The 26017-nt window shown below is 39.9% G+C and carries 15 protein-coding genes and 2 pseudogenes; 5 read left to right on the top strand and 12 right to left on the bottom strand.

The window, feature by feature from the left end; all coding sequences use genetic code 11:
- Positions 1-1167: 1167 nt before the first annotated feature.
- Entirely contained in the window at positions 1168-1719 is a 552-nt protein-coding gene (gene sigK, locus AC4G46_RS07495) for an RNA polymerase sporulation sigma factor SigK (protein WP_491128813.1), read from the bottom strand.
- A 97-nt stretch (positions 1720-1816) separates the two neighbouring features.
- On the opposite strand from sigK (AC4G46_RS07495), the gene AC4G46_RS07490 reads away from it, so the two are divergent.
- On the top strand, positions 1817-2266 hold the full coding sequence (locus AC4G46_RS07490) for a Piwi domain-containing protein (RefSeq protein WP_491127369.1): 450 nt from the start codon (positions 1817-1819) through the stop codon (positions 2264-2266).
- A 101-nt stretch (positions 2267-2367) separates the two neighbouring features.
- On the opposite strand, the pseudogene AC4G46_RS07485 reads toward AC4G46_RS07490, so the two are convergent.
- The 7 genes and pseudogenes from AC4G46_RS07485 to AC4G46_RS07455 form a co-directional block, all read right to left on the bottom strand.
- Positions 2368-2628, bottom strand: a pseudogene (locus tag AC4G46_RS07485) (transposase); the annotation flags it as partial.
- Positions 2629-3427: 799 nt separating this feature from the next.
- Positions 3428-3919: a hypothetical protein gene (locus AC4G46_RS07480; RefSeq protein WP_491127368.1), complete on the bottom strand. Its 492-nt coding sequence runs from the start codon at positions 3917-3919 to the stop codon at positions 3428-3430.
- 108 nt (positions 3920-4027) lie between these two features.
- On the bottom strand, positions 4028-4279 hold the full coding sequence (locus AC4G46_RS07475) for a hypothetical protein (protein ID WP_491127367.1): 252 nt from the start codon (positions 4277-4279) through the stop codon (positions 4028-4030).
- A gap of 39 nt (positions 4280-4318) precedes the next feature.
- Positions 4319-4501, bottom strand: a complete 183-nt coding sequence (locus AC4G46_RS07470) for an RHS repeat-associated core domain-containing protein (RefSeq protein WP_491128812.1) — start codon at positions 4499-4501, stop codon at positions 4319-4321.
- Positions 4502-4551: 50 nt separating this feature from the next.
- Positions 4552-4830, bottom strand: coding sequence for a hypothetical protein (locus AC4G46_RS07465; protein WP_491127366.1), 279 nt, complete (start codon positions 4828-4830; stop codon positions 4552-4554).
- A gap of 321 nt (positions 4831-5151) precedes the next feature.
- Positions 5152-5661: pseudogene (gene sigK / locus AC4G46_RS07460) on the bottom strand (RNA polymerase sporulation sigma factor SigK); the annotation flags it as partial.
- Positions 5662-6343: 682 nt separating this feature from the next.
- A complete protein-coding gene (locus AC4G46_RS07455) occupies positions 6344-6724 on the bottom strand; it encodes a hypothetical protein (protein ID WP_491127365.1) in 381 nt (126 codons plus the stop codon).
- 162 nt (positions 6725-6886) lie between these two features.
- Here AC4G46_RS07455 and AC4G46_RS07450 point away from each other — a divergent pair, with 162 nt between their 5' ends.
- From AC4G46_RS07450 to AC4G46_RS07435, 4 genes are read left to right on the top strand one after another with little or no spacing between them, the layout of a single operon-like run.
- Positions 6887-7501: a TetR/AcrR family transcriptional regulator gene (locus tag AC4G46_RS07450; protein WP_491127364.1), complete on the top strand. Its 615-nt coding sequence runs from the start codon at positions 6887-6889 to the stop codon at positions 7499-7501.
- A complete protein-coding gene (locus AC4G46_RS07445; protein WP_491127363.1) occupies positions 7501-8355 on the top strand; it encodes an ABC transporter ATP-binding protein in 855 nt (284 codons plus the stop codon). Before AC4G46_RS07450 ends, AC4G46_RS07445 begins: the two co-directional genes overlap by 1 nt.
- Positions 8352-9062 carry a fluoroquinolone export ABC transporter permease subunit gene (locus AC4G46_RS07440; protein WP_491127362.1) on the top strand — a complete coding sequence of 237 codons (711 nt, stop codon included), beginning with the start codon at positions 8352-8354 and terminating at the stop codon, positions 9060-9062. Before AC4G46_RS07445 ends, AC4G46_RS07440 begins: the two co-directional genes overlap by 4 nt.
- On the top strand, positions 9055-9789 hold the full coding sequence (locus tag AC4G46_RS07435) for an Rv2686c family ABC transporter permease subunit (RefSeq protein ID WP_491127361.1): 735 nt from the start codon (positions 9055-9057) through the stop codon (positions 9787-9789). The genes AC4G46_RS07440 and AC4G46_RS07435 overlap by 8 nt, the downstream gene beginning before the upstream one ends.
- Before the next feature lie 76 nt (positions 9790-9865).
- Here AC4G46_RS07435 and AC4G46_RS07430 read toward each other — a convergent pair whose 3' ends face one another.
- The 4 genes from AC4G46_RS07430 to AC4G46_RS07415 all read right to left on the bottom strand — a co-directional run bounded on the left by AC4G46_RS07430 (position 9866) and on the right by AC4G46_RS07415 (position 26017).
- Positions 9866-12088 carry an ABC transporter permease gene (locus tag AC4G46_RS07430; protein ID WP_491127360.1) on the bottom strand — a complete coding sequence of 741 codons (2223 nt, stop codon included), beginning with the start codon at positions 12086-12088 and terminating at the stop codon, positions 9866-9868.
- Positions 12088-12792, bottom strand: coding sequence for an ABC transporter ATP-binding protein (locus tag AC4G46_RS07425; protein ID WP_491127359.1), 705 nt, complete (start codon positions 12790-12792; stop codon positions 12088-12090). Before AC4G46_RS07425 ends, AC4G46_RS07430 begins: the two co-directional genes overlap by 1 nt.
- A 38-nt stretch (positions 12793-12830) precedes the next feature.
- Entirely contained in the window at positions 12831-13421 is a 591-nt protein-coding gene (locus tag AC4G46_RS07420) for a TetR/AcrR family transcriptional regulator (protein ID WP_491127358.1), read from the bottom strand.
- A 161-nt stretch (positions 13422-13582) separates the two neighbouring features.
- Positions 13583-26017: an SDR family NAD(P)-dependent oxidoreductase gene (locus AC4G46_RS07415; RefSeq protein ID WP_491127357.1), complete on the bottom strand. Its 12435-nt coding sequence runs from the start codon at positions 26015-26017 to the stop codon at positions 13583-13585.

Here is a 26017-nt window from a genome sequence, read left to right as displayed (position 1 = left end):
ACAATAATGTTTGGTTACTCAACAAATGCAATTCCCTTGTCGATAGCTTTCTAAGGACGGGCAAGAGTTGGTCTCTTAAATCAGCTCTAAGGAATCCCCAATCAAACCAGTTCTGCTAAAGCGACTTCGAAGGATCATACCTGGCAGCACAGCCCACTACACCATTCTCATCCAGCGAATACGTTTAATCTTTAATGCCGTACTTGAACAAATCATAAACCTCTCTGTCAGTGGTAAGCAGATTCATAAACATAAGCATACGTTCTGGATTTGCTGCGTTTTCATTAATGCCAATCGCATTATTGATTTGAGAATCACGAATAAATTTATTCCCTGGATAAACCTCAACGGCTGTACTTTCTGCATTCGTATCAGTAAAGTTTGTTTTCTCAAAGAGCGCTCCAACCGTATTTTTCTGTGGAAAATCTTTGCGACATAAAAACGTGCTTTAATGTCTTCAATGCTGTCCGGGGGGTGGTTATTTCCTTACATACGTGTTATTGGGGGACTTCAGATCGCCCGGATTAGTCTGTGTTATTGTCCATTAGTCCAGACAATTGAGCAGCATTCAAAGTGGTCCCAGGATTGTTTACGGTAAGAGCAGGAAAATAAGTTGACTGCCGGACGAATAAGCCTGCACAGATGCTGGCCAGTAGGTCAGCTTTAACACCAAAATCAGTAAAGTAGCTAAGTAGCCCCGAACGCTATGCCTGTTTATTTCCTGTAACGTGCGCATCTTATTTCTTCTCAACAAATCCAACCTCCTGGTGTATTAAATTTCGTAAGCTACACAGATTGTAGCGATTAGAGAGGGAGTTTTGTATGCGCTTTTTTATGACTATATAGATTGAACTTAAGAATTTATGTTAAGGAAAGAGTGGTGGAGGAGAATTTTAGAACTGGAGGAGCGGTAGCGACTGCCTTTGTCTGCGGATTTCACCGCGAACAGCGGGTATGATCAAGAAATCTGCAGAAGGGCAGCGACTGGAAGTCCAAATATTCTCTGGAGTCACATGCAATCCCAAAACAGCAATATTATTAGTTCAATCTATGTAGCTGCTTATTTTTTGGACATAAGTTTTTTTATATTGAGTGGGTCAACAATAAAAAAGCAACTCATCCGCAGATAAGTTACTCTTATTGTTACTGGCACTATATCTTTTCCTCTCACCGCTTCGCCTTATAAAACTCATGATAAAGCTTCATCAGCGCCCTTTTCTCAATTCTCGAAACATAACTCCGGCTAATGCCGAGGTCTTTGGCAATCTCCCGCTGCGTCCGCTCTTCCCCGCCTGTATCAAGCCCAAACCGCCCGACCACGACTTCCTTCTCCCGTTCATCGAGAATATCGAGATTGCGGTAGATTTTGCTTTTTTCGATTTTAAGGTCAACTTCCTTAATCACATCATCCGTCTCCGACCCGAGGATATCTATCAACGTGATCTCGTTCCCCTCTTTGTCCGTCCCAATCGGGTCGTGGAGAGACACGTCTTTCCGTGTTTTTTTCAGCGAGCGGAGGTGCATCAATATCTCATTCTCGATACATCGGGCCGCAAATGTGGCGAGCTTAGTACCCTTGTTCGGACGGTAGCTCTCAATCGCTTTGATCAGCCCAATCGTACCGATGGAGATCAGATCCTCCATATCTTCTCCGGTGTTGTCGAATTTTTTGAGGTTATGGACACGATACGATGTCAAATCATCTTGTAATTTTATAATTTCTTTCTTAGAAGTCTTATTTCAAGATGCTTGTAGATGTCGCATGGGATATATTATATAGTTAAAATATGGAAAATATGGTATTGCGGATTATGACTTGGTAAAGAAGGAGTTCGGATGGAATTCCTCAGTACCAACTCAGTTCATAACTTTAGAAACTCATCAAAAAGCTAATGACTACATTCTAGGAAATCTATTATTAGGACTTTATTCTAAATCGGGCATTCAACTGTGGATCTTAAATTCATCCCTATCATCAGATTGTTTTATTGGGTTGGATGTATCTCATGAATCTGGTAGACAATCTACAGGGATTGTACAGGTCGTAGGAAAAGACGGCAGAGTATTGTCCAGCAAGGCAAATACCTCTAATGAAGCCGGTGAAAAGTGGGAGACCAAGCCAGGACTGTGTTATGTAAAAGATGATTTGACATATCATATCGCCACAAATCCTCATCCGCGTGTCGGCACAGCGCAACCGATTAAAATTATCAAGAAAAAGGGATCGCTACCGATTGACTCTGGCGAAGCTCTACATTTTGTATAACAAATAAACCTCCCGTATAATTGAGAGGTTTATTTGTTATACACTTAAAAATTAAAGCACATAAATACTTTCTTTTATGACTCAACCTTAATGCTTGACGATTAGAGCAACAGGCGGTGCCGATTGCATTCCAGAAGAATGTCGTCTTGGTAGCGGTTACGATTTCGTGTGAAGTAATGGCGACTTTGGAATGCTTTTATGCGATTGTGCCGCCGCCCCTCGACCGTGGCATTCGTTAATCTGCAACAATGGTAATTAACGATTTCCTCTTTTCAATTCCGCATTGTTTTTTGCGTCTTCCGAACCGCAGGATGGTCCATTCGTTTCCCCTGTTTCTACCAACGTTCAAAACCAGATTCGGCAATGGCAATCGTATCTCGCATATCTCAGACCCCGCGTGCCACAGTGTATCGCTTTATTTACCGTTTCTGTAATACTACTGCGAAGTCCTTCAAGCAAGTGATGACCGTGCATTTCCATGAATCCATGAAAGTGATCTTTTAGAATCTGACGAATGACTCCATGTCTCCTGCCTCTTCACGTTCATCCCCCTCCCTTCTTCTTCGGAGTTATCCACATTTTTTTGTAAAAAATGAAAAAGACAGCGCTGATCTTGCTGGCGCAGTCTTTAAGAATTATATAAACTAATTTAATGAAGTGAATGTTGTAAAAGTCTTCCTCTTATCTTCAATGTAGCTGGTGAACAAAAGTGAAATGAGGCTTAATATATTCATCATTTTTGTTTATTTGTTATTAATGAAAACAAATATATAAATAAATAAGGAGAATACAAACGCACCCAATCCGAAAAGTAATATTTACTGTAATGAAGCATACACATCATTCGCAGAATTGAGCAAAAGAATTAATAAACCAAGTAGAGCACCAATAAAAAAATATAGAAGGAAGTGTACAATGATACTGCGATTTATGATTATTTTATCTATAAATAATGAAACAGGAGTTACTAAAAATAAATAAATGCAGAGCATGAACAAAAAACCATTAAAAATTCATTCATGAATGAATAGTACAGAACGTTATCATCTGTATTATTATTTTGGCTGACCATTGTGAAAACAAGTGACAGAAGTAAAGCAGAAAATAATGAAGCCAAGAGTCTAGTCAAAGCCCGCAGTTCCTCCTTTTATAATGAAATGCTTATTTACTAATCGCTTTTACATAAAAATATAATTCTTTTGCTTTATATAATGCCGAGGTAATAGATATTACTTCACCTGAAGCTAAACTGATTTTTATCGAATATGGATCTCGGGAAATGTTCTTAATATGATTGATATTTATTATATAAGTTTTAAAACCCGATTTATATTGTAATTCAGACTTGGATAATACAACCTTCGTTGTCGGAAGATAAATCAGCAATAAGATTGCTCCAATCATAAAGGCGCCACTGACTAACACTAAATTTAAATCATCATTCCACGCTATAATAAAGCTGGCCATAACTCCAATAATCAATATTGGCGCTAAAAACATCAATGGATGAATCCTATAAATCCGAGGTTCGCTTCCTTTTTCTTCGAAACTAATGTTATTCAATTCCTCTTTCCATCTAAATAATATTCTCCAACAATTAGCACAAACTATAAAAATAGCAAGAGCAATCAAACCAACTTCAATTCTTGGCATACTCTCGCTAACCCCCTTTTAAAATTCCTAGGATTTCTTTCTACTTGTTGTTGAAAGAAACCCTCAAAATTAATAGCTTAATAAATAAGCGTTCTTAATGTGTGCTAATTATCGCATCGGCGAAAAATGCAGTCTCTCCGTTTTTGATATACGCACTTCAATATAAATCGGGTTTGGTGGAACTAATAACTCCAATGCTGTTGTTACGACTTCTCCAGCTGCTGTTCCTAACCCATCATACGCAGCATCCTTTATCTCTCCACCATTTGCTATTTCAGCAAAAAAGGCTATCGCACCACTTCCAAGCGTGTTCCAGGCTAACAGGGCAGCCCAAGCAGGAAATTCTCCACTCGGATCCATCTAAGCGGATTATTCACCACATAAATATACGGATTCTGGCTATCCGGATGATTCAGTCTCACCTTCCCAGCTGTCCTCTGTGATAAATCTTCCGACACTCGGATCATACCAGCATGCAAGGAGGTACTGCAGACGTTCTCCTTCATTCCAGTACTCCCCGGAGTAGCGGAACGGGTTCGAGTATTGACCTACTTCTTCTTTTACAGTAGGATTACCCCAAATATCATAATCGTAGGTGTTCAGGAGGGTCTGATCCTGTCTTTACAGATTGACTACATCCCCATGCCCGTTTCTGGAGGTAGTATCCACTTTCCCCATTGGTTCTTCATGCTGATTATCTGCAGTCCGCGGACACAGCGGCCTTTGAAGTTGACAGTACTTCCGGATACGCTTCCTTCTGCGATAATATTCTCTCCGTCATAGTAATAGCGGGTTGTGCCGCCATCATTTTTTTCACGCATCAGACCGTCGCCATCATACCTATAGCTAGTTGTGAAGCCGTTGCGGGTCACTTGCTTCAGCTGGTTAGCGCCATCATAGCTATATTCCATTGTATCTGTGTGCGGGCTCGAAGCGGTTGACAGCTGTATCGTCCGACTTTTACATCATATCCATACTGTTCATTACCCTCTGAACTGGAAATGATTAATAATTCCCAAGATAAGTCTACATTTTATCTCCTTGTCTTCACATTTCCTCTCTGACACCTTGCCTTCGACTTATAATAGTTGCCATAAGCCTACACTCAAAAGTATTTTTCCTAAAGATGCAATATACGTTCTCCCTACTAAATCAAAAAGCAACTCATCCGCAGACAAGTCGCTTTCCCAATGCTGTACTCATTTTAGAGAATTCCTTTTACACTGATCTTTTCATACTCTCCGCTTCACCTTATAAAACTCATGATACAGCTTCATGAGTGCTCTCTTTTCAATCCGCGACACATAACTCCGCGAGATCCCCAACTCCTTCGCAATCTCCCGCTGCGTCCGCTCTTCTCCACCGATGTCCAGGCCGAAGCGGCCGACGACCACCTCTTTTTCCCGGTCATCCAAAATATCTAGATTACGATAAATCCTGCTCTTCTCGATCTTAAGATCCACTTCCTTCACAATATCATCTGCGTCGGAGCCGAGGATATCGATCAGCGTAATCTCGTTGCCTTCCTTATCCGTCCCGATGGGATCATGCAGGGATACATCCTTTTTGGTTTTTTTAAGCGATCTCAAATGCATGAGGATTTCATTCTCGATACAGCGGGCGGCAAAAGTGGCGAGCTTCGTGCTTTTATTCGGGCGGTAGCTCTCGATGGCCTTGATCAGCCCGATAGTGCCGATGGAGATGAGGTCCTCCATGTCTTCCCCTGTATTGTGGATTTTTTGAGGTTATGGACACGATGCGATGTCAAAAAATAAACCAATTACGATCGATCCGATTCGAATTGGTTTACTTTTGCGGTTTATATAATCTGTAATTTTGGATTTTTTGTGCCCATTCAGGAAATTCATCTGAATAATATTTATTTGGCTTACGCTCTTACCACATCAAATATTACCATCAAACACGAACATTGTTGCAACTGTCTCATCGAAGCTTGCCTTTACCACTACACTGGTAATTTGTGATTCAGCTTCAAGTGTAAGGCTAAAAGATTCGATTCCACCTGATGATGAAAATGAACTTATCGTTTTGGTCTCAGTGGCTTTGTAATTCTTATCATATTCTTAGCAACAATCCTACTGATTGCCCCTAGGTATTACTATTTGCAAAAATACCGCAGACAGATTTCTTATATTGGAGAATCTGAAACAGCCCTCAGAACTTCAAAACAGCAAATTTTATGTGCAACTTCTGATGCGTAACTTTTTTTAAAAACTTGTACTTTTGGTAGGTTTACTCCCCCGCTGGAGTAAAGGGCGAATCTGCCGACGAAGGCCTTTTCCCAGTCATTCAGGATTTCCGTTTTGAATATATTGTGCCGCAAAGGAAGTGAGCTTCTTGACTTTCTTAAGGTTCCTCCATATCTTCACAATTGCTGTCGTTCTTCAGATTATTTGTATCCCGTTAAGTAAAAAATCTATTGAAAAACGCTTCAACAATTTTTTGTGATAAAGAATACCCTTCCAAGGCATAATTATCACCTAACCACTTTCTATAAAATTCTACATCATTATAGATATAGTCCTCAATAAACATTGAAGTCATTAGTTTTGAATAATTCTCCATAAAAATAGACTCTCTATTATCTTTGTGAGTAGATTGAAACTGTACCAATTGCAATTGGTCACCTTCGTAGGCCAAATGAAGTTTATAGTTAGAAAGACTGCAACAATCAGTATACATGACTTCGAAATCAATATTATCTTTCTTGCATATACCATGAGAGTTCTCAAAGATGACTTTGGCAGCCTCATTTTTATTCATTTCAATCTTATTATCACTCATCATATCACCTCTTTGTTATATCTTTATAAAATAATTATTCGACAACAAACTCCAATTCCCTTCCATTAAATTCAAATAAAAATCCTAAAAAGTAATAGATTGTATATTTTTAATGAATAAAATATAATATTATTCATAAATTCATAAAGAGAGGAGCGGCATATGCCAAAAAAATTCAGTGAAATTGAAAAAGCTCACATAAAACAAAAGCTACTTGCATCTTCGAGAAGCCTCTTTACCCGTTATGGAATTAAGAAAACTAGTGTAGAGGACTTAACAAAAGGTGCAGGCATTGCAGCAGGGACTTTCTATGCCTTTTATCAATCTAAGGAAGAACTCTTTTTCGAGCTCCTGGAAGTTGAAGAAAGTCACATAAGGACCGTTCTTTTAGAGAACGCAGCAGAGAGGTCGCTGAATAAAGAGTCTTTCAAGTTATTTTTATTGGAATCTTTCAAACTCATGTCGGAAAATCCAATCATCCACCAAATCTTATTGGCTGAACAATTTGAAGCCTTAATTCGCAAACTCCCACCCGAACGATTAGAACGTAATTACAACCATGATCAAGATATGCTGTATCCCTTTATTCAAAAGTGGCAAACAGCAGGGTTGCTCCAAAAAAGCTCTCCCGAGATCATTGTCAGTATGATTCGCTCACTCTTATTACTCTCTCTACATAAACGGGAAATTGGAGAGACGGTGTATGAGTATACACTTGAAATGCTTATATCTACCATAGCTGAAGGTCTATTCTCAGAAGAGGAGTGGATTCAATAATGATTAAAGTCCAAGAACTATCTTACACTTATCCAGGTCAAGACAGCCCTGTTTTGAAGGGACTGAATTTCGACATCAAGAAAGGAGAAATATTCGGTTTTTTAGGGCCATCAGGCGCCGGGAAAAGCACTACACAAAATATATTAATTGGCAAGCTAAAACAATATAATGGGTCGGCTGTCGTTTTAGATCAAGAAGTTAAATCGGTTGGTTCGGAATATTTTGAACGGGTCGGCGTTGCGTTTGAATTCCCGAACTTTTATAACCGTTTTACTGCTCTGGAGAATCTAAGACATTTCGGGTCACTGTACCGCAAGCGTTGTTCAGACCCCATGGAGTTACTCCAGCAAGTAGGTTTGATGAAAGCTGCACATATGAAAGTTGCAGACTTTTCAAAAGGAATGAAGATGAGACTGAATTATTGCCGTGCTGTGCAGAATAATCCCGACGTATTATTTCTGGATGAACCTACCTCTGGGCTGGATCCTACCAATGCCGATATGCTTAAAAAACTTATTAAGCAGCGTAAAGACGCTGGGACGACAATCATTCTTACCACCCATAACATGCAGGCTGCCGAGCAATTATGCGACAGAGTTGCTTTTGTCGTGGACGGCGCAATCAAGTTAATTGATTCCCCGAAGAATCTGATGCTTCGAAGCGGAGAGCGTAAACTCAGGATTGAATATCAGATGCAAGGAGTAAAGAAAACGGCAGAATTCCCTTTAACTGATATTGGAGATAACATTGAATTCCTCTCGATTATTCGTTCTAAACCAATTGTTACCATGCATTCTTTAGAAGCCACATTGGATCAAATCTTTATGGATGTCACGGGGGAAAGCCTAGTATGAGAATATGGAGACTATTCCTCTTTGATGTTCACTTCCAGTGGAAGCATGGGTTGTACTTAGTCTATCTGCTTGTTTGTATTGTTTATATTGGGGGACTTAGCTTTATTCCTGAAGCGTATTTGAAAAAGACACTGGTACTGCTTACTTTTTCAGATCCAAGCGCTCTTGGTTTGATTCTGGCAGGAGGAATACTGCTGTTGGAGAGAGATCAAGGTGTTTTTGAAAACCTTTTTGTTACACCTGTTAAAACGCTGGAGTACATTCTAGCCAAATGTTTTTCTTTAAGCTGCTTATCCCTTGCTGTTGCATTTGCTATACACCTGACTTCTGAAGGATGGCCTGTGTCTCTGGTTCAGTTTGTTCTTGCTATTGTTTTGACCTCTTCTTTTTTCACCTTAATCGGCTTAGCCGCAGCCATAAAAAGCCGTTCGATCAACAGCTTCTTACTACTGTCTCAATTATTTTCTCTGGTTTTTATATTACCTGTGTTGGGTTACTTAAATTTGTTTACAACACCTCTCTATGCTGTCCTGCCTGTTCAAGGAACGTTAATGTTATTGGAAGGCGCCTCTCATCCTCTGAATTTATCTGATTTCTTGTATGCAGTGTTCATACTGTTGATTTGGATCGGTCTAGCAGTCTGGTGGGTCTATACCCTAATAGAAGGGACTGTGAGAATACAGGACGGAGATGAAAAACATGTTTAAGTATATAACCATGCTTCGGCAAGATTCTCAAAATGCAGTAAAAGACCCTATGCTACTGCTCATTACTCTTGGTCCGCTTCTGCTCACGCTTATTGTAAAGTATGGCTACGTTCCCTTATCAGAGTGGATAGCTTCCATCTCGTCCTTCTACCTTCTTTCATACTCAAGTTTTATTACCGTTTTTCTGATGCTACTTGTTCCTCAATTAGCCGGGATAGCAGCGGGTTTATTGATCCTGGATGAGCGTGACGAACATTTGATTGAAATCTATGCAGTAACCCCCTTGATGAAAAATGGTTACCTTGCTTACCGACTGATTCTCCCAACCTCTATCAGCATAATAATGACAGTTGTTTTTCTACTATTCAGCGGTGTTTCACAGTATGAACGAGAAAATATCGCAGTACTCCTGTTGCTCGTATTGGAGACACCTATTCTTGCGATGTTCTTAGCTACATTTGCTGCTAATAAAGTAGAAGGGCTTGCTTTTTCCAAAATTATTGGACTGACTCTTCTGGGAGCGGTTTTCGCGTATTTTGTTCCTGAACCCTGGCAGCTAATAGCCGGTGTGTTCCCAACGTATTGGCCGGCCAAACTATATCTTGAAGGCATTGCCGTTAATCATTCTATATATAAAATAACCCTCTTCTTTATTGTGGGACTCCTCTTTCATCTATTGCTCTTACAGCAGATGTTTAAAGTTTTTTGGAAGAAAATAGAGCAATAAGTGTATAGATAAAAGCCGGTAACTAGGTCATCCGCCTGGTTCCGGCTTTCATAATGTGTAGCTTAACCTTGACAATTCACTCCACCCTGCTCTTTAAACTATCCGCCATTGAAATTTCAATAACTTTCTTCTTACTTAAATACTTCGACACTTCGTAAGTAACCAAAATAATTAAGAAACCAATCACTATATTCTTAAATTCAAGCTTTGTTGGAATAGCCATACTAGGAAACGCTGCTTTAAAAAATAGTTCCATCAGCTGATTAATAAGCGGGATGGATAAACAATATCCTATAATCACTACAAAAATATTACTGTTTAATATCAGTGCGCTGATTTTTTGCTTGCTATACCCTAATATTTTGAGTAATGATATGGAAGCCTTATTCTCCTCAATAATCATGGTGGTAATAACATAAATAATAATCAGGCCAATAACAAAAGAAATTAAGGCAACAACGCCAACCATGTATCGTATAGGTTTGACGAAAGTCTGGTACCCTTCGATTAGCTCACTTTTATCATTGAAAGACAACACATTGGCTTTATCAATTTCTAATTTTTCCTTAGAAATCACCTCCATAAAACTGTTTTCCGGATAATTGTTCAATGAGTTGAACATAGACAAAGGAATGTAGATGATATCTCCAGTATAGACCGTGCTGATGTAATCAATATTTAATTTAAATGTAGAGTCGTTAAGTTTATTCGTCAGCGCCACACTTTCACTTTCCTGTATATTAAGTTTTTTGGCCAAAGATGCTGTGATAACTACACTATCTTTACTTAACTCATTTCCGTCTGCATCTCTTAAAGAAAGCAGCTGGGAGCCTTTTTCAACCCCATACAGTATGAAATTATAGTTCTCCTTGTTGTTTTCAGCTTCAAAAGGAGCAAATGATAAAATTTCCGCATCTTTGGGACGATCTTGTTGCAATGAATTATAAATATAGTTGTAATTATATTTGAGAGTATTTGTATAATTGTCGTAGATCATATAATCCATAGAGTCATTTGTTGTAAAACCAAAAAGAAGCAACAAAGAAGCAAATGTGATGCTTATCATCATAATAAAAGTCCTCGTGATATTTCTGAGAATTCCACGGATCTTAAATTTTGTATTAAAGCTAAAAAAATTCAGGTTGAGTTTTTTTTCCAAGAAATTTATTTTCGTTTTATTGGCTCCCCCCTTAAGTAATGTTACCGGAGAAAGTCGCAAAGCCATCTTTACAACAAGGAAGGTGGTTGGGATTAAAAATAGAAAAGGAAGGACAAGGCTAATACATAAATAAAGATAATCTGGTTCAATGTCAATATGAGGCAAATTATATTTAAACAAAAGTAAAGATGAAATAGGTTTTGCCAAGAAAATACCGAGCGACGTACCCAAGATACTTCCGGATATCGAGAGTACAAACGAGTAACTCAGGTAGTGCCTTATGATTTCTGATTTTTTGTAACCCAAGGCATATAAAGTACCGATTTGAACATATTCTGTTCTTAACAGTCTCCACATTATTATTGCTAAAAGAGCACAAGTGAGAATCAGAATGATAACCGGAATGATTTTCCCTACTATAATAAAACTTTTTATGTTTTCATTCACATGAGTCAGTCGCATATTATCAGTCTGTTCAACCCATTTAACAATCGTTGACAAATTATTGATTTCATCTTTTACGGCCTTTATGTCGTCATCATGAACAATTAAACTATAAAAGGTTGAACTATCCGGAAAATCTTTCATGGCTTCGTTCGAAATAACTGCTATTCCAAAGGTCTCGGGATTAACAAGAATGTCTTGATCCTCTTTCACCAAGTACATAAAATCCGGTAATGTAATAAATCCGGTAATCCGATATTGCTTTCCATTAATGGTTGTATTCTCACCTATCTTCAGATTATGCTGTTTCGCATAGGATGGATCAATTACCATATCGTTTAAGTGTTCTAATGGTTCCCCTTCTAAAATCGAATACGTATCTATTTGTGATGTTTCACTAAAGATTCTCAATGTCGAATTACTATCAAAAGCAAGGTCATACGATTTTCTTGTTTCAATCGTTACATTGAACTTATCTTCCAGCTCAGAAACATTTTCTATGGGTCTTTGAACATAGAAGCTTGCGTCATCAATGGTATGCTGCTCCAGAAATGAATCCACACTGGTTCTCAGACTTCCGCTTGCAAGATTAAAACCGACAAAAAGCATACAACTAATAGTAATCAATAAAAAAGAACCTATAAAACGAGATTTATTCTCCCGGATCGTTCTAATAATTTTACGTCTGATGATCATTACCATTCAATCCTCTCTACAGGGAGAATTTCCTCTTCATTTTTAGACCTGTCTTCGATAATTTCACCACTTCGCAATCGAATAACCCGGTGAGCAATTCCTGCTATGGCTTCGTTATGAGTAATAATGAGAATAGTGGTTTTAAACTTTTGATTTACTTCAATGAGTAATTTAATAATTTCTTGTGAGGTAGCGAAATCCAAAGCTCCTGTTGGTTCATCACACAAAAGTATTTTTGGATTCTTAACCAACGCTCTAGCAATAGAAATCCTCTGTTGCTGCCCTCCGCTTAATTCACGGGGAAAGCGTTTTTTCATATCCTTCATACCTACTGCTTCAAGAACATCATCCGTATTTAAAGAATTCTTACTAATATTTGAAGCAACTTCCACATTTTCGTAGGTTGTCAAATTAGGAATCAAATTATAAAACTGGAAGACAAAGCCTACAGTGTCTCTTCTATATTCTGTAAGCTGATTATCAGTTAGTTTGTTTAAGTCCGTTTGACCTACCATAATTTCACCGGAATTAATCCGGTCTATTCCGCCTAATACGTTCAATAAAGTGGATTTTCCAGAACCCGAGGGCCCAAGGATGACTGCAATTTGACCTTCTTTAACGGTTAAAGAAACATCATTAAGGGCTTTAAAAGGTACTTCTCCTGACTCATACGTTTTTTCCACCTGTTTTAATTGAATATACATTAGATCTCCTCCGACTAGAGTGTTTTATAGGTCCTTATTTATTTTATCAACCGATCCGAAACAGTTTCTAATAATAAGTCCAGCATAGGGCTATAAGTACTTTCCTCAAAATCGTCTTTGTGTAAATTAATTAAGAAAATCGCTTGGAATAATCCAGCTATCGCTTTAGGATTAAGATCATGAAAATATTGCTTATTTTGATGAATAAATTCGTAAATAAACGAATTATCATCCAGTAAGTGGGCCTTAACCGTATCTTTGGGGAGCTTATGAAATAAATAATCCAGATCCTCTTTCCTGAAGTTCTTCATGACCGGGTTATTCTCCATTAATCTGATTGCATTCAAAAAAAATGCCTTCAATGTTTGTTTAGGTTTGTCTCCATTCTCAAAGGATAGAGAGAGTAACTGTTCACGGAATTCCTTTTGGAACCTTTCCAGAATTTCCAAATACAATTCTTCTTTTGAACTAAAGAATAAATAAAATGCCCCTTTGGAAATACCGGCAGCTCGGGTTAATCTCTCAATATTGGCTTTCTTTAATCCGTAAATAATGAACATACTCTCGCCTTGCTTCAGTAATTTCTCCCGAATAATTAAACGTTCCTTTTCAGTAAAGCCTTTTGGCATAACCTCACCCTTTTAAATGAATGTATGACTATATTTTTTTTTGAGTCACAAAGATTTTAACCCCCCCCCCTTCTAAAGTCAACCTAATTTATTCCAATTTTAATTTTTGAAGGAATAAATAACAAAGACCCCCTATTATTCAGGAGGTCTTCAATCCAATTTTATTTCCTATTGTTTTTCCCAACAATAATACTTTGCGGCAATTCATCCTCACTTGTATCTGGCGTTCCGCAGATTTGAACACTGTGAAAACCTATTTTTTTCAACTCTGCCTTCCATAATTCAGTACTGAGCAAGGGTGAATGTTTGATTCGCTTATCTTCATCCGTATAAAGCCACCACCCGCTTGTTAATCCAAAAGTCAAAGTATTGTAATCAATGACCTGGGTTAATTCATTAATTAGCACTTCACCTGAATCCTTCAATAGGCTATGAATATGTTGTAATGTGTTCCCCATAACACTAGTGGTATGAAGTACATTACTGCAGACAACAAAATCAAAACTATAAGGCTCATAGCCTTGTAATTCCGGATTCTTTTCTATATTTAAAACCCTGTAGTCAACGAATGGATAGCTACTGCCGTATTCCTTTCTGCCGTACTGAATGAAAGCTGAAGAAACATCGCTGTACACATAACGAATTTGAGCTGCGAATTCTTTAATAGAGTCAAAAATAAAGGCACTTGCACCTCCTGTTCCGGCTCCAACTTCTAAGATTTGAATGTGAGTGTGAGGATATTTATTTAGCCGCTTTCGTATAGAGTCATGTAACAATTGAGCCAACAATTGATTGTAGTAATCAGTTTGAATGTTCCCTTTGTAAACATCTGCTACATACTGCATTGAACCGTTCGGGAAAATCACATTCATATGATCGATTCTTCCCGAAAGGACATCTGAATACGCATTGGCGCAAACCTCAAGCAAAGGAATATAGGACTTTATTTCTGAATAATCCTTCATAAGAATACTTTTTATCTGGCCCATCTCATTTAGCTGTTTATTAATTGTCTTACTTTGAAGAGTTCTCGTTGTTAATATTAATCCATCCTTAATCTCTAACCATCCTTTCTGAACCATAATCCCGATCATTGCACTAAACAAACGATGGTACTCCGGAATAATATTGAGTTCCTCAAGCAATTGTTCCTTTGTGTACTTCTCTCCAGCAGATTTAAATATACCCATTGTTTTAAATGCACGAAGTAATAAAAAGTGTCCATACTCTGTTAGTTTTGTAAAAGCCGCTTGAAATCGGCCATATTCATCTATATCGAGTGGTACATGAGTAATTCCCATAAGCATCTCAATCTTCTCCGAAACGTAGGGAAGAACAGGATGATCTAACAAGCCGTTATGGTCGCTATCTACCGTAAGAATATCTAATTCTGTACTAATAATTTCTTTCCAATAGAGAGAATAATCATAATCTTTAAGAATATCTACTGCCGGCAATCCCATATTATTATCCGGCCCAACAAAACCTTTCGTCGTTTTAATAAATGTTACGTTAGAAGCATCATAAGGCTCCGGCTTGTGTACTAGATAGGTCTCCTCTGCAAAGTCTGATACAAGAAGTCCTCCTTTAATAAAATTAAAAATTTCATCTGCTTCAATCAGCTTATTTGATCTTTCTTTAGCAAGTTTTGCTAAATATGCAACTTGAAATCTTTTTGGAATTCCTTCAAGATCCTTGGATGTGATCACCAGGGAAGGATTTTGGTCAACCTTCAAAAAAGAATTGACTAAATATAACTTTAAGAAGTCAAAATCATATGTCTCATAAAATTGATCATTTACTTCTGAGGTTGTTGGATACGTATCAAGCATTACTAAATGAAGAATGACTTCCCCCTCGGATTTAAGTTTCCTTGCTATCTCCATTGCAACTAGTCCGCCAAAAGAATGGCCTCCTAAAAAGTATGGTCCCTTGGGTTGAACCAGTCTGATACATTCCAAATAGTGCAGAACCATTTCATCAAACATTCGCGGAATCGATTTCCCATCTGTTCCTTTGGCTAGAAAGGAGTACAAAGGATAATCAGGACCAAGAGCTTTGGATAAATTATTAAAAACATTGGGATAGCCAGTTGCACCATGTACCCAGAACGATATTTGCTTAGTCCCTCTCGTATTTATAGGTATGATCTCTGGCGGCAGTTTGGGTTTATTAAAGCTACTAACAGCACGTACTGCTGTATTTAGGCCCATAACTTGTGGTTTGATTCTTTCTGCAAGATAAGTGGAAAGATCTTTTATCGTTGGGTATTCGATGATTATTCCCAAGTCAATCGCTTCCCCAAATCGCTCTTGTACAATCTGTACAATCATTGAAGATAACATGGAGTCCACGCCATATTCTGATAGTTCTACATGATCCTCGATTTCATCTGGTTTAAGTTTAAGTCTATCTGCAATAATATGCCGTAGTTCCAAAGCCAGTTCTTCCTGTCCTCCTAAACTAGGAGCTTGCTCTATAGTTGCTTCCTGCGAAACAGCGATTTCTTTAACTAATGTAACAATGGTCGAGCTTGCCTTAGGAGCCCAGTAACGCTCCTTCGCAAATGGGTACACTGGAATAGGTATTCTTCGCGCGAACTCCCCGTTTGAAATCTGTATCCAATCAACAGATCCTCCATTGACCCATAGATTAGCAATAGTATTTAAGGAGAGATCAGCCGGATTCACGGTATTATTTTGATCCTCAAGAGATTGAGTTCCTTTCATGCGTTTCTTTTGACCCAGGTATAAGCCTGAACTTTGTATTTTGTTTATATAAAGTTGTAACTTATCTATTATTTCTGTCACATTTGAAGCCACAATAGCTAGTCGTACGTTCATTTCTTCACGACCTACTTGCAATGTATAGGTCAAGTCGGCCAGAAAGCCACTCTGTTCCAATGAATCTGAACGTACTTCTGAACTGTCTTCTAAGAATCTGAGCACATAATTCACCAATTGAACAATCGATGAATAGTCTCGAAGAAGGGAAGCATCAACGTTAAGGTCGTATCGTCCAGTCACACGCTGAAGTAATAGAGTTAGTTCTTCTTGCCCCACTCCATATTCCTCAAACGGCTCATCCCAATCAAGATCCTCTACTTGCACTTTAATTATCTCACTAATATGCCCGGCAATCTTTTCTCCACAAGTTTTTACAATACTATAGTTTTCATTTCTCTTCTCTTTTAGGTATTCGATGTAATTTTCAGCGTACTCTTTCAAGCTCTCCTCGCTCTTTGCAGATAAAATAAATAGTTTATCTTTTTGAAGAACTTTTTGAGCTTTTGTCTCGTAGTGAAGGCATTGAGGCGCTTCCTCCAATACAATATGAGCATTTACACCTCCAAAACCAAATGAACTTACTCCAGCCCGTAGTGGTAGTTCATTCCCTTGTTCGTTTTTAAATCTGTTCCACTCCTGTGTCCTTTGTACAATATAGAACGGAGAATGATCCAGGTTGACATAAGGATTCAATTCTTTGAAGTGCAGAAGACCAGGTAGCTTACTATGATTCATTGAGAGAATAACTTTAATAATCCCTGCTATACCAGATGCAGGTTCAAGGTGACCAATATTAGTTTTTACAGATCCTATTCCGCAAAAAGCCTCTTCTTTTAGCAGGTTCCCGTTTTTTTCCGATAAACGTTTGAAAGCTTTCTTAATTCCTTCAATTTCAGTCGGATCACCAAGTTCTGTGCCTGTGCCGTGCAATTCTATATATCCAACTGTTCTTGGATCAATTCCGGCATCTTCATAGGCAGTCATTAGCACTTCCGCTTGGGCTTCTGAATTTGGTGCGGTTAAAGACTGCGCCTTTCCACCATGATTGACAGCCGACCCTTTGAGTACAGCGTATATGTTGTCATTGTCTTCCAAAGCTTTGGATAAAGGTTTAAGTAATAACATCCCAACTCCTTCGCCTTTAACATATCCGTTAGCCTGTTTGTCAAGGGTTTTGCACCGACCTTCAGTGGACAAAATCCCCATCTTCCCTGCGCTGATCATGGCGTATGGAGCAAGAATCAGACTGATCCCTCCAGCTACGGCTATTTCACTTTCCCCGCTTCGAATCGATTGAATGGCACGATGTACAGCAACGGATGAAGAGGAGCACGCTGTATTATATGGCTCACTCGGACCGTGAAAATTCAATAAGTATGAGATACGATTCACGAGAATGGAAAGCTCATTGCCGGTTCCCATTACAGCGTTTAGTTCGCCGTCATCATGGAGAAGCTGCAGATAATCCTGAAACTGAGCCCCAATAAATAATCCTACACGATGTCCAGAGAATTCAGAGGGTTTATAACCTGCATCTTCAAAGGTATGCCAAACAGCCTGTAGAGCAAGTCTCTGCTGTGGATCCATCATTTCAGCCTCATAAGGTGATATCTGAAAGAAACGTGGATCAAACTTATCTACATGGTCAAGAAAGCCACCCCATCGGGAATGGGATTGATACGTTTCATCTTCCGAAGCCACAGCACGCCAATCCCAACGGTCAGAGGGTATTTCCGTTATTAGATCTGTTTCGGATTCTATCTGTCTCCAGAAGTGATGGAGATCGCTGGACTGAGGAAACTGCCCCGTCATGCCGATGACAGCAATCGCATCATTAGAAGTCGCATTCAAGTCATTGTTTGTCTTGTCCAACTGATCCACACTACTCCGTTCCAATAATGGGGCCGATGATTCTGGTTTGTAATCGTGAAGCATATTTTCACTTTTATAGTGGGCATGCAGTTCCCCGGCATAATCACGAACCAACGAATTTGCGAGACTTCTAAGTTTGCCTTGTTCAAAAAAGATCGAAGGTGCTATAGGTATAGCGAATTTCTGACTTAAACGATCTGCCAGGTCTTTTAATGTCACAGAGTCAAAACCAAAATCCGTAAGACTTTCATCAAGATCAATCCGCTCCGGATTCAGTTGAAGAACATCACCTACCAAATTGCGGAGCACATCAGTCACTTTAGACAGCAATTCGCCGGGAGTCCATTTAATTTCAGGGGAGTGATGCTTCACCTGATCAGGTTCAATTGTTACGACTGGAATATTTATTTCGGATTGTTTCGAATAGGCAAGTCCATTCGGTATTTCAATCCAATGCCGTTCCTTTTCAAAGGGATACAACGGCAGAGAGATCTTCTGTGGTTTTTGCACATCATAGAGCAGTTCCCACTGAATGGATACTCCAGATATCCACAAACGGGCTAACTGTTCCAAATCACGATCCGCAGTAACAGCCTCCATAAATCCCTTTACCGATTTCCCCGTATTTTGTGAAATTAACATTTCCTGTTTCAAGCTGCCCTCAAACGTATTTTGTCCGGATGTTCCGTCAGCGTACGATTGCAACAGATGACTTAATTCATCTTTGTGAGATGCGATAATAGCCACACGTTCCTGCATCGGTTCACGTCCGGATTGCAAAGTCCAGGCGATAGATGCCAGGTCCTGCTGCGGATGTGTTTGAAGGTAATCATGTAACCGTCTTGCAGCTTCCTGAAGGGCTTTTCGCTGCTTTGCCGAAAGAACAAATAAGTAAGGTGCGGGTGCATTAGAAGCTGCAGTGTCCTCTTCATTCCATTCTTCCAATATCACATGGGCATTTGAACCTCCCGCTCCAAATGAACTGATTGCCGATATACGTGAAGCCTCTGTACTCCAATCCTTCAGTTCCTGCTGAACCGTAAAGGGAGTCTGTTCGAACTGAATATTCGGGTTAAGCTTTTGTGAGTGCAGTGATGGAACGATCTTCTTGTGCTTCATTTGCAGCAGAATCTTTGTAATTCCAGCAATTCCCGCTGCAGACTCCAGATGCCCGATGTTGGATTTGACTGATCCGATCGCACAGAATTGTTTATCTTCTGTATACTGACTATAGGCTTTTTGTAGAGCTGTAATTTCAATAGGATCTCCCAGCGCTGTCCCTGTACCATGTGCTTCGATATAGCTGACTTCTCGTGGGTCAACGTTAGCATTGTTCAATGCTTCTTTGATGCAGGCGGCCTGAGCATTTGGATTTGGCACAGAAAATCCGTTGGTTTTCCCACCATGATTAAGTGCAGTTCCGCGAATCACAGCGTGGATTTGATCGCCGTCTTCCAATGCTTTTCCAAGAGGCTTTAACAGTAATGCACCAACACCTTCTCCGGGAACATACCCGTCTCCCCCCTCTCCAAAACTGCGGCAACGGCCATCCGTAGAGGCAAACTTCCCCTGGCTTAACAAGTGGTATTTATAAGGATGAATGGAGACATTAACACCTCCGGCCAACGCCGTTTCACATTCTCCAGACCTCAGGCTTCTGCAAGCTAAATGGATCGCAGTTAACGACGAAGAACACATCGTATCAACTGCCATACTTGGCCCCTTCAAATCTAAAAAGTAAGATACCCGGTTTGCAACTGAAGCATAGGATGAACTTGGAACATATCCTTCCCCCTGCATTGCATTTTCCGCTCCAAAAAGCTGATATTGTCCATACATAACACCAACATAGACACCGGTTTTACTTGATTTCAGCTGGTCTCGCGTATATCCGGCATCCTCCAGAGTATGCCAGACAACCTCCAGAAATAGGCGTTCCTGAGGATCCATAAGAGCGGCCTCACGAGGAGAGATCTGGAAGAATTTAGCATCAAATTTATCCACATCACGAATAAATCCTCCCCATTTACTGTAGCTCAAACTGCCGGGAACGCGCCAACGCTCTTCCGGGATTTCAATGACACTGTCTTTTCCCTCTTGCAAATTGTTCCAGAACTGATCTAGTGTGTCTGCCATTGGGTAACGACCACTTATTCCAATGATCGCAATGGGTTCCTGCTCCTTTTCTGTTTTATCCTCTGTTTTGAATCGTCTTTCATTGCGCATTCGCTGCTTTGAAGGTACATAAGTCTCCATGGATTGGGGGACTTCATCAGTAGCTCTTCCGGACTGACCAAACATTTCTTGCAACTTATCACCATGATATTCAATAAAATAAGTTGCTAACGAACTAAGATTCTGATATTCAAAAAATAATGTTTTTGACAGTGTCCCAAAGTTTTTTTCCAAAACCCGAGTCATATTAACAATCATAGAGGAGTCGATTCCATAGGTCTCTAGAGGTTCGTCCGGCACAATTTTAGAATCATGAATTTTCGTTTCCGTTGCCAGCACTTGAATTAAGTATTTTAATAACGTATCAGTAAGTTGTTCACTTAGCTGTTTATCACCTCCCGTAATTTTTTTCGTCACCTGTGCATGATGAATTACTCGTTTGCCCGATTTAGACCAAGGAGTTGATGCACTGCCAAGTACAATCCACTGTCCGGATGTTTGCTGTAAAATCGTATTTAGTGCTTCTAATCCTTGCTCGCGGGTAATCGGGAACAATCCGTTCTCCTTCATAAGCTGAACGCTATCCTGATCTATTTTCATTCCCCCTCCATCTATCCACAATGGCCAGTTCACTGCAAATGTTTTACCAGAGCGGCTGCCCTCCAACTCCATACCTATTCTTTTTTCACTGAACGCATCCAAAAATGCATTGGCATAAGCATAGTCACTTTGCCCTACGTTACCAACTACTGCCGATAATGAAGAGAACAGGACAAAATAATCCAGCTGTTCTTTTAATGTATATAAATCCAGCCAATGTGTTCCATGAACTTTAGCTGCTAGAACGGCCGTCATGTCTTCTTTCTTTTTATTCTTTATTAACCCGTCACATAGGACACCAGCAGTATGCAGAACACCATGAAGTGCACCATAACGCTGCTTGATCTTCAGTATCAGATCCTTGACCTCATCAGAGTCGGATATATCACATTGAACATATATCGCTTCTCCACCAGATAGATTAATATCAACTAATTTTTGTGATATTACATCAGTTACAGGAGATCGACCGGACAGGACTAGTTTGACTTGTTGACCTTGGGCAGCCATTGAACAAGCGATCATGTAACCCAGTGCTCCCATGCCACCAGTAATGAGATAGACTCCCTTTTCCCGTACAAATGGCTTAACCTCAAAAGGCTGTAAAAATATGGATTTCTGCTGTAATATGAAGCGTTCCTTGTCTTTGTAGAGGATTGAGGTGTTATTAAAATCAACTTGATTATCCTTGCGGGCACACCATTCCTGCAAACATAGCTCTTCCAATGCCATTTGACCATCTGTCTCTATGCAGGCGTATTGATAATCAGGGTGCTCCTGTCTCAAGGTGCGGATCCATCCACCGATGGCCACATCAGTCGGTTGTTTTCCTGAAGCAGGGTATACATATAAAAAACACGGAGACTTCATAGATTGCCCTCTTTTTTCCATCAACCATTGTGTTAATCTAACAACTGAGAACAGCCCTTTGTCCAGTAAGTCGGAGGTAGGCGTATCATTTGTCAATGCGGACGTTGACCAATGATGAATAATTAACGAGGGTAGAACACCCTGTTCTTCGATCCGGTCGAAGATCTCCCGGTACCCGTTATCCTTGGTTAGATCAAGTCTGTATACATCAGGTTCAATCTCTTCAAATTGATCTCCCGGCTGTATGAGTATCACACGTTTCCCTTGAAGCTTTTCTTTCAGCTTTCTAAATAAAACGTAGTCTGTATCCAGTAGTAAGACATCTCCATCAGGGAAATTTTCATTGGTCACACTAAGCTGTAAAGATTGCTTTGTCCAGACGGGACGATGATAAAATAGGCTTTCTTGATCAGGATGTGCAGAGATCGTATTATGAGCCCGAACAATCAGACCCTCCAAACGGGCAATTTCACTGCCTTCTTGGTTGATCAGGTGCAGATTATATTTAGAAATCTGTGACGAGGAACTATTCAGTTTCACAGCATAAGCATAAGAAGCAATCTCCGAAGGCTGGAATACCTTTAATTGGTCCAAAGAAAAGGGCAGGTAAGCAGTATTGTTATCCGCTCCATACATCGTTCCCATAACCGTTTGAAGCGCTCCATCTAAAATAGAATGATATAGGTGATAATCAGTCATCCGACTGCCTGGTGCTAAAGTGGATTTGAACTTAGCAAGCGCTTCATCTTTTCCTATATAAACATGTTCAATGGTCTGATATTCCGGTCCATAATCAAAGCCACTGCTCATAAACCATTTATACAGTGATTGTTCCTCCAGCACCTTGGGGCAACGAGAACAAATTTTTTGTACATCAATGTGATTAGAAATTGAAATAGATTCATTCCTCATAAGGACCCCGGAAGCATATACTACTCTTTCATTCTTCAGCGCATCATCGTCTAAGCTTGCACTCCAGATATTAAATTCAATGTCACTCTCCTTAGGGTATAAACTCACATGAACTTTAATACTGCTATTAATGACTAAAGGCTTGAACCATCCAATATGTTTAACTACAACGTAATTCTCTTGAGCAGACAATTGAACAGCTGCAAGAGCCATCTCAACATAGGCAGCAGCTGGGAGGATCGGTATGCCTTGTACTACATGATCCCTAACTAGTGGATTCTCAATGGAGAAAACCGATGTAAATGTCTGCTCCTCTAAAGTAGAAGTATTTGTGTGAACAAGCGGATGCAGGACCTGGGAAGAAAGTTCAGTGTTTTTCTTGCTATGGCCTTCAAACCAATACCGCTCTCGATCAAAGGGATAAGTTGGCATAGATAACATAGATGGACGGGTTCTTCCGAACAGCAAATCCCATTGGGGATCGTATCCGTCAACATATCCTTTTGCCAATTCCTCCATTTGAACCAATACACTTGAGTCATCTTGCTGGGATAATCCTATACTTTCCGATAGCTTTTGTATTCTCTGAAGTTCAACTGTTTTTGGCTGCTGAATGATTTTTACTGTATTGTCTATCGTAAATTGGGCCAAGTCTCTCTTTAATTCCTCCAGATTGCGCACCACATAACATGCTCGATAGGAGAAATGTTTACGACGTGCACCAAGTGAATAGCTGATATCAGAGAGGGAGAGTGAATCATCCTTTTCGTGTTCTTTTATCCATTGAAGTAAGTCTACAGCTTTCTGGTATAGCGCGAACTTTGACTTGGCCGAAAACGGGATCAAATAAAACGGCTTGATTACCTGCTCAGAGTTTCTAGAGGGGGCTTCGGATATTAATAAGTGTGCATTGGTGCCGCTAAATCCAAAGGAGCTAACTGTTGCTAATCTCGTATTGTCCGGGCTTGTCTTCCATTCTTTCGATTTTGAAAGTACGTAAAACGGACTTTTTGCCAAATCTATATGCTGATTACAATGTTTATAATTTAATGAGGGTGGTAACAGCTGATTTTTTAAGGCGAGCAAAACTTTAATTACACCTGCAATCCCTGCGGCAGCCGATGCATGCCCGATATTCGTTTTGACCGAACCGATCGGACAATATTGTTTTTTATCCGTATACTGACGATATGCATTGCTAAGCGCTTCAATCTCGATTGGATCTCCCAATTTAGTTCCAGTTCCATGAGCTTCTACGTATTGAATATCCCCTGGATTAATGCCCGTTTTACGGTATACCTCCAATTCTAACTCGGTCTGTGAAATAGTGCTGGGAGCAGTGATTCCATTTGTCTTTCCATCTTGATTGATTCCCGACCCTTTAATGACACCATAAATATGATCTCCATCACGAAGGGCAGCTGCTAAGTCTTTGAGAACAATAGCCGCGATCCCTTCGCCAGGAACAAAGCCATTCGCCGCTTCATCAAACGTGGAACATAGACCATCAGGGGATAACATTCCAGCATTACTGGCAGCAATATGAAAATAAGGGGTAGTGGAAATAAAAGCACCGCCTGCAATTGCCATTTCACATTCAGCATTCTGAATGGATTGACAAGCAAGATGCAGCGCAACGAGCGAAGAGGAACAGGCAGTGTTAACAGCGACACTAGGCCCTTTCATATTCAGGAAATAGGAAATTCTTGCCGGGAGAATTGAACTTTCAGTTCCCCATAACGATTGAGGATCCACTGCATCCGATACGTTCATCATATAATCAGAACTACCAACACCGACAAAGACAGCACATTTTTTATTGGACACGGAATCGTTGGCATAACCGGCGTCTTCAAGTGCTGACCAGCTCTCTTCCAAAAATAGGCGCTGCTGAGGATCCGTCAATTCTGCTTCTTTACCGGACATATTAAAGAAATGAGCATCAAACATATCAATTTCATCCAAAAAGCCTCCCCACTTGCTGGATGTTTTGTTCAGAGTTAGCGGATTAGGATCATAATAATCCTCCGCCTTCCAGCGTTCAGCTGGAACTTTTCGTATAGAGGATAACCCTTGGGATAAATTATCCCAGAATTTTTTTGCATCCTTTGCACCTGGGAAACGGCAGGATATCCCGATAACAGCAACTTCTTGATTGGAAGTTGATTGAGCTGCAGTGTTGTCCGGCAATAAGGGCGGTGCCAAATCATCCTCATATGTATTCAAGTTCTTGGTAATCTGCTTGGCTACATATTCTGGAATCAGCTTCTCAGCAAAACTTCCCGTTTCAGGAATAACCACAATTTTCCCTATATTTCTGCGGGACTCTAAACACTGATATGCTTGTTGAAGTTCTTGCATAGTGAATATTTGCCCGACAGTTGGACGGATTATTCCGCGGGCCAATGCTTTATACATACTTTCCAGCAAATACCTGATCCGTTCAGGCTGCTGTAAGACTAGTCGTCGCAGATCTACACTGTGGATGGTCTGGTTATGTATCAGGCGAGACAGATCCAATTTGCCCGATTGATGCAGGCCCGTCTGGGCAATTTCCATGTACCGGCCCCCAGGTGCTAACAAATCAATACCTTTTTGAATGGCATCCCCTGCAAGTGTATTGATAACGACATCAACCCCATAACCATCGGTGATATGTCGAATACGATCCGCGAAGTCCTCCTCACGATAGTTGATCAAATGTTCTACGTTCAAATTTTTTAGATATATTAATTTATCCTGACTGCCGGCTGTAACAAAACATTCAGCACCGAGCTGCTGCGCCATTTGAACAGCAATTAACCCTATACCGCCAGCTGCAGTATGAATAAGCACTTTGTCCCCCTTCTTGATTTGTGCTACTTCAAATACATGCTTCACTGTAGTGAACACAATTGGAAAGGCACAAGCCTCCTCAAATGTTACGTTTTGCGGTTTTTGGACAACTAAATGCTCCAAAGTGTTAACAACACTTTGCTGTCCTCCCATAATTGAACCCATTAAACCAATGACTTCATCGCCAGGTTGGAAAAGGCTTACTTCTGGGCCCGTTTTCATTACAACACCCGACACCTCGAATCCCGGGGTAAAAGGGTACGTGGGCATAGTCGGATATAATCCTTTTACACAAAGCAAATCGCCAAAATTCAAAGCAAATGCCTTTACTAATATCTGCACTTCTTTACCCTGTGGTTCAACCAATGTTACATTTTTGACCGGAATGTCCTGTATCGAATTTGGTTTATCTAATATGACAGCCTTGAACTCTGAGGAGTGAGTATTACTTATTTCTTGAATGATCCTATATCCTTCATTGGGTGTAATTGTGCCCTTTTCAATTAAATCCAGGATTCGTGTCAAATCATATTGGTTATTCTTCAA

Source organism: Paenibacillus sp. fava2 (assembly GCF_058313675.1).
This window is presented reverse-complemented; position numbering and strand designations above follow the sequence as displayed.

Coding starts and splice junctions, on each gene's coding strand:
- AC4G46_RS07465 (WP_491127366.1), bottom strand. CDS start 4,830: ATGGAATATAGCTATGATGGCGCTAACCAGCTGAAGCAAGTGACCCGC.
- AC4G46_RS07455 (WP_491127365.1), bottom strand. CDS start 6,724: ATGAGTGATAATAAGATTGAAATGAATAAAAATGAGGCTGCCAAAGTC.
- AC4G46_RS07425 (WP_491127359.1), bottom strand. CDS start 12,792: ATGTATATTCAATTAAAACAGGTGGAAAAAACGTATGAGTCAGGAGAA.
- AC4G46_RS07430 (WP_491127360.1), bottom strand. CDS start 12,088: ATGATCATCAGACGTAAAATTATTAGAACGATCCGGGAGAATAAATCT.
- AC4G46_RS07435 (WP_491127361.1), top strand. CDS start 9,055: ATGTTTAAGTATATAACCATGCTTCGGCAAGATTCTCAAAATGCAGTA.
- AC4G46_RS07480 (WP_491127368.1), bottom strand. CDS start 3,919: ATGCCAAGAATTGAAGTTGGTTTGATTGCTCTTGCTATTTTTATAGTT.
- AC4G46_RS07475 (WP_491127367.1), bottom strand. CDS start 4,279: ATGGATCCGAGTGGAGAATTTCCTGCTTGGGCTGCCCTGTTAGCCTGG.
- AC4G46_RS07420 (WP_491127358.1), bottom strand. CDS start 13,421: ATGCCAAAAGGCTTTACTGAAAAGGAACGTTTAATTATTCGGGAGAAA.
- AC4G46_RS07440 (WP_491127362.1), top strand. CDS start 8,352: ATGAGAATATGGAGACTATTCCTCTTTGATGTTCACTTCCAGTGGAAG.
- AC4G46_RS07445 (WP_491127363.1), top strand. CDS start 7,501: ATGATTAAAGTCCAAGAACTATCTTACACTTATCCAGGTCAAGACAGC.
- AC4G46_RS07450 (WP_491127364.1), top strand. CDS start 6,887: ATGCCAAAAAAATTCAGTGAAATTGAAAAAGCTCACATAAAACAAAAG.